This is a genomic window from Bacillus licheniformis DSM 13 = ATCC 14580 (assembly GCF_000011645.1).
GTDB classification, from domain to species: domain Bacteria; phylum Bacillota; class Bacilli; order Bacillales; family Bacillaceae; genus Bacillus; species Bacillus licheniformis.
Map to the genome: position 1 here is coordinate 3358602 of NC_006270.3, position 12143 is coordinate 3370744.

Sequence of the window (12143 nt, forward strand, 5' to 3'; positions counted from 1 at the left end):
TTTGGCTTCTTCTTTTTCATACCGCTTATTTGGCGGCTTTAGGGTTTTTCTTAAATTCCATCGTAATTTCCGTCCCTCGGCCTGTCCGGCTGTCAACTGCGATGCAGCCGTCGTGCAGGTGGACAAGTTCCAAAGAAATAGCAAGGCCGAGACCGCTTCCTTCTGTCGCATCTTTTGTATGCGTTCCCCTGTAGTAGCGGTTGAATAAATTTGAGACGGTTTCAGAGTCCATGCCTCTTCCGTTGTCTTGAATTTTAAGAATAATATATTGCTTGGATTCTTCAAGGATCACCTTGATGTCAGTGCCTTTTTTGTTATGCTTGACGGCGTTGGCGAGGAGGTTTTCCAAGACTCTTCGGAACCAGCCCCTGTCTATCGCAAACTCGGTATCTACTTGCTTGTATTCAAAAGACACGTTGTACCCTTCTGAAAATGAATGGCGCTTAAACTCCTCAACGAAGCTCTTTAAAAACGGCACGAGCCTCACTGTCTGGCGTTTAATCGGCAAAGCGTCGTTTTTCAGCCTGTACGTCAAGTTCAAGTCTTCGATTAGCTGTGACATGTAGTCCGACTTTTCTTTCATCGCCTGGCCGATTTCGCGGATTTCCTCTTTTGACCACTCATAGTTTGGAGACTCCAGCATCATGCTGTAGCCGTAAATCGTGCTGAGCGGCGTTTTTAAGTCATGGGAGAGCCCTGCGATCCATTCCTCCCGGGTCGTTTGGATTTTCTTGCGGTTTTGCTCGTCTTTTTTCAGCGTTTCCGTCAGCTGCTCCATCGATTCAAACACTTCTGTGAACAGCCGGTACGGCTGTTTTCGCTTCCCTTTTTTGTTCCGGCTTCGCGGGCGGCCTTTCCGGTTTCTCGGTTCTTCAAATCGCCCTTTTGAAAGGTTGACGATCCATTTAATCGTATGGATGATCGGCATGCCGAATCTGAAAGAATACCAAATGGTCATAGAAGACATCAATAAGATCAGAACGCCGATCACGATGAGAACGATTTTTAAAGCGAGCCCGATCATCGTCCTGTTGAACTCATGATCCGGATTAAAAATCGGGTTCGGCGTAGCGGCGATCAGCCATTCTGTCGCGCTTAATCGCCTGTATGAAAACTCGTGCTCGTAGTTCCATGGCTTTGATCCGTATTTTAAAAGCTCCAGCTCATTGATTCCCTGGCTGTAATCTATGTCCTGGTAGATCGAGTCCAGCATTTTCCCTTTTTCGCTGAACAAATAGACGGACCCTTTGTTTTTCTTAATGAAATCAAGCGTGCTTTTTTTATAGGAAGAAAGGTCTGCCATATCCTTCTCTTCTTTTTCCAAATAGGACAGGATCGTATCGCTTTTCGACTCCCATCCGAATAAAATCACGTAGTCTTCACCATTGAAATTGGCAGACCAGAAGTTGACTTGATATTTTTTAATTCTTTTTTTATCAAAAACGGATACCAGGTCTTCCCTGTGGTACTGCCTCTGAATTTCCGCAGGAAGACGGTAGGAATAAACGGTTTTCTCCTTGCCGTCTAATATTTGAAGCCAGCCTCCCTGTTTGTCGATAGCCGATTTCAAGATATCTTCGATCTGCCAATTGTTATTGTCATCCACGCTGACCCAGCTTTCAAACGTGTCTGAAGTGGCTTTTGCCAAGCCTGTATCCGCTTCGCTCTCGCTTAATCGGAGAGCGAAAAAAATGAAGGATAACAGCAAGGTCGCGAGAACAAGACCGAGAATCAAAAAAATCTGACTGACAAAGTGGAGAACGAGCTTTCCTCTGAGCTTCATCCTTCGCTCTCTTTTCGTGCAGGATTGGGAACGAACTTATATCCAAGGCCGCGAATCGTGACAATATATTCGGGGCTGCTCGGGTCTTTTTCGATTTTCTCCCTCAGCTTTCTGATATGTACCATGACGGTGTTGCTGTCTCCATAAGATGGAACGCCCCACACTTTTTCATAAATTTGATCCTTGGAAAGCACCCTGTTCGGATGATCGCAAAAATATTGCAGGAGCTGGAGCAGCTGCGCCGAGCAGCTGACCGTTTCGCCGTCCACGATCAGCTCCGCAAAGTCGGGATGAAATATAAAGCGTTCATATTCGTAGGCTGAAGATACTGAAGCAGCTGCAACTTCTTTATGTATATACGTTCTTTTTAAATGGGCTTTAATCCTGGCGATTAATTCCAGAGGATTAAAAGGTTTTGTAATATAATCATCAGCCCCGTAGGCAAAACCCGACAGTTTATCGAGATCGGATGTTTTCGCCGTCAAGAAGAAGATCGGAGCGTTGGTGTGCCGCCTGATTTCAGGAGATACATCAAATCCTGTCTGTCCCGGCATCATGACATCGAGAAGTATTAAGTGCACGGTGTCCTTTTTCACGATGTCGAGCGCTTCTTCTGCGCTGCTTGCGGTCAGAACTTCTGAAAATCCTTCCTTCGTGAGGACGCGCTTGACCATTTGAACAATGGCGTCTTCGTCGTCCACAATCAAAATTGTCGCATTTTCCAAAATCCTTCTTTCCTTTCTGTCTATATCATGTATTTTATATCCTCATCTTACCATCTATTATATCTATATCGGCACACATTTTCTGATTTTAAAGTAAAAATAAACTTTTTTAGAAATGATTTTTTACTTTACGAAATCATGGAATAAAAAAACAGACATCTGTCCGATGTCTGTCCAGATTGTTGACAAAATCCCAAAAAGGTCTTTTGTTATTGGGATTTTGTCATCCGGTTGCCAGCCTCTGATCCTCTTCTTTTTTCAATAGATCGTAAGTCAGGCACACCGGTTTTCCTGTGCGCGGGTCTAATATAATTTCAGCATCAATCTGAAACACCTTTTTTAATACTTCTGATGTCATGACTTCATGAGGGGCGCCCTCTTTGACAATCGCACCCCGGTTCAGCGCCACCATATGATGAGCGAAGCGGGCGGCATGGTTGAGGTCGTGAATGACCATCAAAATCGTTCGGCCTTCTTCTTGATTGAGCTTTTCCAGCAGTTGCAGAATTTCAAGCTGGTGCGCCAAGTCCAAATAGGTTGTCGGTTCGTCAAGGAGCAAGAGCTCCGTTTCTTGGGCAAGGGCCATCGCAATCCAGACGCGCTGGCGCTGTCCTCCAGAAAGGGCTTCGATCGGCCGGTCATAAAAAGGCAACATTCCTGTCACTTGGAGAGACCATTCAACCATGCGGCGGTCATCGGCCGAAAGCCTGCCCATTCCCTTTTGATGAGGAAAACGGCCGTAAGAAACGAGCTCATATACGGTCAAACCGCCTGGCGCCTCAGGCGTCTGCGGAAGAATCGCCATCTGTTTGGCTACATCCTTCGTCGACATTTGGTGGATCGCTTTGCCGTTTAAATAAACGGCGCCCGTTCGCGAACGCTGTATGCGCGCCATCGTTTTTAATATGGTTGATTTGCCGCACCCGTTCGGACCGATCATGGTCGTCACTTTTCCTTTTGGTATGTGGAGGTTTAAGTTTTCGACAATCATCTGTTCGCCGTAGCCGATCCCCAGGTTGTTTGTTGAAAGAGACACGTTGCACCCTTCCCTTCTTTAATTTGTTTTCATAAGCAAATAGATAAAATACGGTGCGCCTAAAGCGGCAATGACAAGCCCTACGGGAATTTCCGAAGGCGCCAGTATCATTCTTCCAATTAAGTCCGCCAGCAAAAAGAGCAATGCTCCGGTCAACGCGGAAGCCGGGATTAAAAGCTGATGCTTCGGCCCGACAAGTCTTCTGGCAATATGCGGAGCCACGAGACCGAGAAACGTAATGTTTCCTCCAGCCGCTACACACGCGCCGCTCAGCGCGGCTGCCGACAGAAGCAGTGTGCGCCGCTCTTTTTCAACTGCCGTTCCGAGCCCTGTTGCGAGCTGATCACCGAGATTCAGCACGTTTAAATAGCGCGCTTTATAGAGGATAAAAGGAATCAGCACGACAATCCAGGGCAGCACGGCCGAGACAAAGCTCCAGTTCGAACTCCATATATTCCCTGACAGCCAAACAGCCGCCTGCATAAAGTCATTTGGGTCCATTTTAAGCTGCAGCATTAAGATGGCCGCCGAAAACGCCGCATTCACTCCGATGCCGACCAAAACGAGGCGAATGGGATTCAAGCCTTTTTTCCACGCCAGCAAATAGATGGAAACGACTGCAAAGCAGGCTCCCAAAAATGCGAATATCGGCAGGGAAAAAACGAATCCTTTTTGCAGGTTGCCAACGTCTCCCTGAAAATAGAAGATGAACAGCACAACGGCAAAACCCGCTCCCGTATTGATGCCCAATATCCCCGGATCGGCCAGGTCATTCCGGGATATCCCCTGCCAGACGGCTCCGGAGACAGCAACCCCTGCACCGATCAGCATGGCGAGGATCATGCGCGGCAGACGGAATTCAAATAATACAAGTTCATCCTGCGGCGTTCCAAAGCCGAACAGTGTTCTCAATGTAGCAAGCGGGTCGATGCGGATTTCTCCCATGTTCATGCTTAATAAAAACACGGCGGCCGTCAGCACGGCCATGACGAGCATCACCGCACCCGCCCGTCTGTTGTTTTTCTTGAGCATTACAGTCCACTCCTTTCCCTGCGGGCCAGATAGAGAAAGAATGGTACGCCGACAAGCGCAGTTACTGCTCCGACAGGTGTTTCAAACGGCGGGTTGACCAGCCTTGCCGCAATATCCGCATAGATCAGAAGAACAGCGCCAAGCACAGCTGAGCATGGAATGATCCAGCGGTAATCAACCCCGACCAGAAAGCGGGTAATATGCGGAATGATCAATCCGATAAAACCGATCGCACCGGCAACGGATACAGTGGCACCCGTCAGCAGAACAACGGACACGATGCCGATCGCTTTTACCGTCTTCGTATATTGACCGAGCCCTTTCGCCAGCTCCTCACCCAGGCTTAGAACCGTGATGGAACGGGCGATGACAAAAACGACCGCCAAACCGAGCGCTGCCGCCGGAATCAACAACTGAATGCTGAGCCATTTCGTGCCGGCGACACCTCCGGCATACCAAAAACTGACGTCGCGCGCCACATCAAAGTGGATCGCGATGCTCGTAGAAAGAGCGCTCAGGAACGTGCCGACAGCCGTACCGGCCAAAGCCAGCTTTACAGGCGTAAGACCGCCTTTTGAAAACATTCCGATTCCAAAAACAAGCCCCGCTCCAAGAGCGGCACCGGCAAATGACCAGATCATCAGCCCGATCGATGAGGTTCCTGGAAAAAAAGCAAACGCAACAGCAATTGCGAAAGCTGACCCGTGCGTGACGCTCATAATTTCCGGCGACGCAAGAGGATTTCGCGTCATCCCCTGCATCACGGCTCCGGAAACCGCCAGGCAGGCGCCCACAAGAGCCGCACTTACCGTCCTTGGCAGTCTGAGTTCCTGAATAATTTGATGGGCCGTATTTTTCGCGTCAAAATGAAAAATGGCGTCCCAAACCGTTCCAAGCTTTATATCAGCCGCACCGAGCGCAATCGATAATGCGGCGCCAAAAAGCAGCAGCATGATTCCGCCGGCCAGGACAAATACAGCTCCGAGCGGACGGCTGATCGGTCTCTGTTCTTCATCAGTGCCATCCGCGCCGTTGATATGATGTATGTTTTTGTAAGAGCTCACTCGATGCCATTCCTTTCGATCTTTTTAACCGATAACGATTATCATTTTCATGTTTAGTATAACAGGCCTAAGCAAAAATTTTAATCAAAATTTTCGGCAGGAATCAAAAAGCCAGCCGATCTTCCGCTAAAAGACCCGGCTGGCAAAGAGCTTTATCACACTTGATTATTTTTGAACTTTTTGTAGACGAACGGGTAGATCGCAAGACCGACGAAAAACAGCCCGATTCCCAAGATAAAGGTGGTCAAGTCAGACGTGCCTGAAACGATGACCCATAAAGAGTACGCAAGAGCGGCCAAGGCAATGATGCCGTCTCCTGTTCTTGAACCTTTCAGCTCGCCGTATGTCTCCCCTTTGAGGATGAGCTTCAAGCTGAAAAGAGCCGCTATGAGATAAGGGACAAGGTAAGCGAGCGTCGCCGACGTTGTTAAAAACGTAAAGGCTTCGCTGATCGTTCCCGAAATCGTTGAGAAAATAAAGATCTGCGACATCACGTTTGTGACGATCAATGAATTGACCGGACTTCCCTTTTTATTCGTTTTCGCAAAGAAAGCAGGAAAATCACCGGCTTTTGCCGCCTGATACGGAACCTCTGCGCCGATTAAAATCCAGCCGAGCATCGATCCGAACAAAGAAACGATTGCCAAGACCGCCATAATCACGCTGCCGAAGCTGCCGATAATCACGTGCAGCACATCAACGAACGGTTTATCTGATGCCTGGAGCTGATCGTGCGGGATGACGCCCATCGTAATTAAAGTGATGATCATATAAATGCCGAGCGCAATTAACAGGCCGGTAATGGTCGCGCGTTTGACATCACGCTGGGATGATGCGCGCCCTGATAAGATTACCGCAGACTCGATGCCGACAAACGCCCACAGCGTTGAAATCGCCGCATTGTGAACCTGTCCGCCCAGCCCTATGCTTTTGCCTTCTGATTCGATTGGAAAATAAAATGATTCGAATAATGCCGTTTGAAAAACGAACAAACCTGCAACAATAAACAGGACAAACCCAAGCACTTTGGAAAAAGTCGCCAAAAAGTTCAGCTTGCCCGCTCCATTTATGCTGGAGACTAGGATAAAATGCGTCCCCCATAACAAAATCGTACACACGATGAATGTCAAGAGCTGGCCAAGTGTAACGGGGTGTCCGCCGAATTCAACCAGCTCGCGTCCGTCGGTTAAGATCGGCAAGAAAGTCGTCAAATAGCCTGCAAGGCTTGTAATGATGGCCACGTTGCTGATCCAGCTAGCCACCCAATACCCCCATACCATTGTAAAACCTGCCGCATTCCCTTTTTTAGGGTCTGAGAATAAAGCTCTTGCATAGCTTTGCGGACCTGCTTTGAGATCCGGGCGGCGAATGGATAAATGGCCGAATACAAGGGCGATCATCAGCACCCCCGCACCCGTCACCAGCCATGCCGCCGTTACGCCGAGCGGGCTAGCCGTCTGGGCGAGTGTGCTGGGGAGCATAAAAATCCCTGAGCCGACCATATTGCCGACAACAAAAGCCGTAAGAAGCCAGAAGCCCCATTTTTTTGTCTGTTCCATAAGATATAACCTCCGAGCATTTTATAAAAAATATGCCGGACCAGACCGTGAGATCATTCAAAATAAAAAAAGCATGAACAAAAGTCCATGCTTTGGTTAAACATACACTCTTGATCTCCGGATAGCCCTCCGCGGGAATACCCGCGGCAGTCCTGCACTTATTCAATGCAGACCCAGCATAAAGAATGAATGGCTTCCTTATGCTTCGGCGCTGATGCCTTTTGCATATGATCATCGGCCCCATCAGCCTCACACATGCGACTCATCATCCGCGCAACCTCTACCTCACTAAGAGTTAAGAGTGAGGATTTATCACATATTCTGAAAAGAGGTTACCAGAGAAATTTTGATCTGTCAAAGGGAAGTGATGGAAAAAACGGACAGCCGCGCCAAAAGGCCGCCTTTTTTGGCAGCCTTCTGAAGAATGGAAGACGGGCTCTCTCCATCTGTCATTTATCGGTTATTTTTCTTTTTGTTGACCGCCTCTTGCAGAGGGTCTCCTTTCAGCGCTTGTCCTGCGTCTTCAAGCGCCCCCCGAACGGCGTTTTGGTCCTTTTCCTTATTTCCTCTATCTTTATTGAAGAAAATACCCAAATGAATCACCTCTTTAAAAATGTGGTACAATTTTAATTTGGCTTATCAAATTTAAATTATGCAGAACCTTGGAATGTGTTTTTTATCTGAAAACGCCATATTTTAGATGTAAACGCGCCGATTGTTTAGGAAAATGTTTTTTTCAGCTGACAAGTTGTTACCATCTGTCTTGAAGGCCGTCAGAACTCTTGATATAGTTTTCATTAGGAAATTGTTATAGGTCTTAAAGGAGAAGCGATATGACAGGAAAAACACACATCATGGGAGGGGTCGCTTCTTGTACGGCTGCTGCTTATTTTTACGGATATGATCCGGTGTTCATGACAGCCTCGGGCGTTATCGGAGCATTGATTCCGGATATATGCCATACAAAAAGCAAGATAGGCAGAAGGCTTCCGATTTTATCAGCAGTGGTCAGTTCTGTCTTCGGGCACAGGACGTTTACACACAGCCTGCTCTTTTTGCTCATCACGGCATTCGCGGCACATTTATATTTTGCAGATCAGAGCATACTTGTCGGATTGATGGCCGGAATGGCAAGCCATCTGCTCCTCGATGCCGGGACTGTAAACGGCATCAAACTTTTCTTTCCGTCCGCCATTAAGGTTCGTCTGCCCCTTTACATTAAAACCGGCGGGAAGGCGGAACAAGTCGTTCTTGCTGTGCTCACCGTTGTTTCGTGCTATTTTATTGCGAACTTGATCGCCTGACGAAAGGGACGGTTTGACCGATTGCTATATGATGCTTTTTTTAGTCATTTTATCTTGGTGTTCTTTACCTGCGGGGATTATATGTGAGGAGCTATTTATATGAAAGAACAATTTTTTAAAAAGCAGTGGTTTTTATGCCTATCCATATTTTTCATATGGATGAAGACGTACTTCATCTACAAGCTGGGCTTTAATTTACAAATCGACAACGCACTTCAGGAACTGATCCTGTTTATCAACCCGCTTAGCTTTCTCATCCCTGTACTCGGCATCAGCCTCTTTTTTCGCGAAAAATCGCAGCGCATCTATTTAATCGGGGCTAATGTCGTCCTGACGGGCATCTTGATTGCAAACAGCATTTTTTATGGTTTCTACATCGATTTCATCACCATTCCCGTCCTGTTCCAGGCAAAAAACCTCGGGGGGCTTGGAAGCAGTTTTCAGGAGCTGTTTAATCCGGTTTTCATCGCGCTTTTCCTGGACCTGGCTCTCATGGTCTGGCTGGCAAAAACGCGCGAAAGAACCGGCAAAAAGCTTTCCGCTAAAGCCGTTAAGATCTACTATGCGGCAGCCGCCGGAACGGTGCTGTTTAATCTCGCCCTGTCGGAGCTGGATCAGCCGAAGTTTTTAAGCTACTCTTACGACAGGGAAGTGCTTGTAAAAAATATCGGCTTGTATCAGTTTCATCTGTTGGACGGCATTTCACAGACCTTTAATTTGACACAAAAAGCGGTCGCTGATGAAAACAGCCTGGCAACGATCGAAAACTACACAAATGCCGACTACAGCAAACCGAACCAAGATATGTTCGGAATTGCCAAAGGACGAAACGTCATCTTTGTAACGCTTGAATCCACCCAGACATTTGTCATCAATGAAAAGGTGAACGGCCAGGAAATCACGCCGTTCATGAACAAGTTCATTCAAAAAAGCTATTATTTCGACCATTTTTATCAGCAGACCGAACAGGGGAAAACGTCCGATTCGGAATTCATTGTCGCTAATTCGCTCTATCCGTCTCTGAGCGGTTCGGTGTTTTTTACGAAGAGCGAGAATGCGTACAATTCGATGTATAAAACACTGGCGAACCACAATTACAGAACATCGGTTTTCCACGCCAACCATAAAAAATTCTGGAACAGGGACGTCATGTACAAAGCCCTCGGCATCGACAGCTTTTATGACGTCTCCCATTTTCATGTGACACCTGAAAATTCAACGGGCTGGGGGCTGAAGGATAAGGAGTTTTTAACGCAATCGGCCGACTTGATGAAAGACTTGCCGCAGCCCTTTTACAGCAACCTGATCACATTGACGAATCATTTTCCATTTCAAATTGATGACGAGGATAAGCTGATCGATGAGTACGATTCAGAGAGTGACATTTTAAACCGGTATGTCACGACTGTACGCTATGAAGACGAAGCATTGAAGCATTTCATCGCAAAACTGAAGAAAAACGGCCTTTACGACAATTCTGTGATCGTGTTCATGGGAGATCACTACGGCATATCAGAAGCGCACAACGATGCGCTGGCTCAATTTTTGGGCAAAGACGAAATCACCCCCTACGATACCGTTCAGCTGCAGCGGGTGCCGCTGATTATCCACATTCCGGGGGTAACGGATCAAGACCCGAAAACGATATCCGAAACAGGCGGCCAAATTGATGTCAAACCGACATTGCTCCATTTGCTCGGAATTGATACAAAAGGCATGATTCAATTCGGCAATGACCTGTTTTCGAAAGAAAGAATGCCTTTCGCTGTGTTGAGAAACGGCAGCTTTATTACAGATGATTATATCTACACGAAAAATACGTGCTACAGCAAAAAAACCGGGGACATGATCAACGATGGAGAGGACAAATGCGGCCCTCTCATCGAGAAGGCGAATGAAGAACTTTCCCTTTCCGATAAGATTATTAACGGTGATTTGCTGAGATTTTACAAAAAATAATCCGTCCCCTTTAAACCGGCATTCTCGCCGGCTTAAAGGGGCTGTTTAAATTGAGGGACAGCTGGGTATTATATACCGAATGTTAAAAATGAACTTGCGGTTTTGCAGTTCCTTCGTTACCCTAAATGAAAAGAGAAGTTATTTCGAGTGCCGATTATTTCATAAAGTGTTATAAAAAATGATAAATAAGAAGGTTTTAATATGAGTGAAACACAGCACAAGACAAATCAATTGCCGATTGTTGCCGTCTTGATTATGGGGACATTTATCGCCATTTTGAATCAGACGCTTTTGACGACGGCTCTGCCTCCGATTATGAGGGACTTAAACATTACGCCGGGGCTTGCCCAATGGCTGACGACCGTTTTTATGCTCGTGAATGGGATCATGATTCCAGTTACGGCTTTTTTAATTGAAAAATTCACAACGAGAAAGCTGTTCATGGCGGCAATGTCTTTATTTACGGCCGGCACGCTGATCTGCGCCTTGTCATTCAGCTTTCCGGCGCTGATTGCGGGGCGCGTCGTGCAGGCGGCTGGCGCCGGCATTATGATGCCATTGATGCAGACGGTGCTTTTATTGATTTTCCCAAAGGAAAAACGCGGATCAGCAATGGGAATGGTCGGGCTTGTGATTGCCTTTGCTCCCGCTGTCGGACCGACCCTGTCAGGCTGGATCGTCGATCGCTATCCTTGGGAAGTATTGTTTTACCTGCTGCTTCCGTTCGCCGTGATCGACATGATTGCCGCGCACTTTATTTTAAAAAATGTCACCGAACAGACATCGCCTAAGATGGATGTTACTTCAATCATACTGTCTTCGCTTGGCTTCGGCGGCATTTTGTACGGCTTCAGCAGCGCCGGTGTTGCCGGCTGGACGGGTGCGGACGTGCTGGCCGGCTTCGCGGTCGGCAGCGTTGCGCTGTTTTGGTTCATTTGGAGGCAGCTCCATTTGGAAGAGCCGATTTTGGAGTTCAGGGTATTTAAATATCCGATGTTTACCTTGGCGACGATTATCGGGATGGTTGTCTTTATGTCGATGATCGGAGCTGCGACGATCGTGCCGATGTATATGCAGGATATGCGCCATTTCACGGCGATGGAGTCGGGAATGATGCTGTTTCCGGGAGCTGTTGTGATGGGGCTGATGTCTCCGATTACCGGAAGAATTTTTGACAAAATCGGCGCGCGGATTTTGAGCATCACCGGTTTGACGGCGATCTTCGTGACCACATTGCTCTTGACCCATCTGACAAAGACGACGCCTTTTGCATATTTGTCTATCGTCTATGCGATTCGGATGGTCGGCATGGGGATGGTGCTCATGCCTGTTACGACAGCCGGCTTGAACCAGCTCCCGCGCCATTTGATTCCTCACGGAACGGCCATGAACAATACAATGAGACAGATGTCAGGATCGATCGGGACGGCTGTTCTCATCACCATCATGACACAGCGTGCGCTTCTTGACCCTGCCGGTCCGTCTTCGGATACAGCGATGATTCACGGCGTCAATCTGGCATTTATGACCGCTGCTGCATTGTCGGGAATCGGATTGGTTCTCTCATTCTTTATTAAGCAGCACCGCCGCGGACGGCTCGACGGCAGCAAAAGAAAACAAGCGAAAGGCCGCTTGGCCATTCATGAGAAATGAAAAATCCCGGGTTTATAAAAACCCGGGA

10 protein-coding genes and 1 riboswitch are annotated in these 12143 nt (G+C 47.6%); of the genes, 3 read left to right on the forward strand and 7 right to left on the reverse strand.

The features are described from left to right. Positions 1-25 precede the first annotated feature (25 nt). The 7 genes from TRNA_RS38830 to sspJ form a co-directional block, all read right to left on the reverse strand. A complete protein-coding gene (locus tag TRNA_RS38830; RefSeq protein ID WP_003185173.1) occupies positions 26-1783 on the reverse strand; it encodes a sensor histidine kinase in 1758 nt (585 codons plus the stop codon). Then, a complete protein-coding gene (locus tag TRNA_RS38835) occupies positions 1780-2508 on the reverse strand; it encodes a response regulator transcription factor (protein ID WP_003185174.1) in 729 nt (242 codons plus the stop codon). Before TRNA_RS38835 ends, TRNA_RS38830 begins: the two co-directional genes overlap by 4 nt. Before the next feature lie 223 nt (positions 2509-2731). Continuing rightward, on the reverse strand, positions 2732-3499 hold the full coding sequence (locus TRNA_RS38840) for an ABC transporter ATP-binding protein (protein ID WP_044051841.1): 768 nt from the start codon (positions 3497-3499) through the stop codon (positions 2732-2734). Positions 3500-3562: 63 nt separating this feature from the next. Further along, entirely contained in the window at positions 3563-4576 is a 1014-nt protein-coding gene (locus TRNA_RS38845; RefSeq protein ID WP_003185178.1) for a FecCD family ABC transporter permease, read from the reverse strand. Next, on the reverse strand, positions 4576-5640 hold the full coding sequence (locus TRNA_RS38850) for a FecCD family ABC transporter permease (protein WP_009329573.1): 1065 nt from the start codon (positions 5638-5640) through the stop codon (positions 4576-4578). The genes TRNA_RS38845 and TRNA_RS38850 overlap by 1 nt, the downstream gene beginning before the upstream one ends. A gap of 155 nt (positions 5641-5795) precedes the next feature. Beyond that, complete coding sequence (locus TRNA_RS38855) at positions 5796-7199, reverse strand: amino acid permease (protein WP_003185182.1); 1404 nt, start codon at positions 7197-7199, stop codon at positions 5796-5798. A 114-nt stretch (positions 7200-7313) separates the two neighbouring features. Then, positions 7314-7490, reverse strand: a riboswitch (Lysine riboswitch). Positions 7491-7652: 162 nt separating this feature from the next. Next, entirely contained in the window at positions 7653-7793 is a 141-nt protein-coding gene (sspJ, locus tag TRNA_RS38860; protein WP_003185183.1) for a small acid-soluble spore protein SspJ, read from the reverse strand. A 239-nt stretch (positions 7794-8032) separates the two neighbouring features. Here sspJ and TRNA_RS38865 point away from each other — a divergent pair, with 239 nt between their 5' ends. The 3 genes from TRNA_RS38865 (at position 8033) to TRNA_RS38875 (ending at position 12115) form a co-directional block, all read left to right on the forward strand. Further along, a complete protein-coding gene (locus tag TRNA_RS38865) occupies positions 8033-8503 on the forward strand; it encodes a metal-dependent hydrolase (RefSeq protein WP_009329575.1) in 471 nt (156 codons plus the stop codon). A 99-nt stretch (positions 8504-8602) separates the two neighbouring features. Further along, a complete protein-coding gene (locus TRNA_RS38870; protein ID WP_003185188.1) occupies positions 8603-10462 on the forward strand; it encodes an LTA synthase family protein in 1860 nt (619 codons plus the stop codon). Positions 10463-10663: 201 nt separating this feature from the next. Further along, positions 10664-12115: an MDR family MFS transporter gene (locus TRNA_RS38875; RefSeq protein WP_003185189.1), complete on the forward strand. Its 1452-nt coding sequence runs from the start codon at positions 10664-10666 to the stop codon at positions 12113-12115. The last annotated feature ends 28 nt before the right edge of the window (positions 12116-12143 follow it).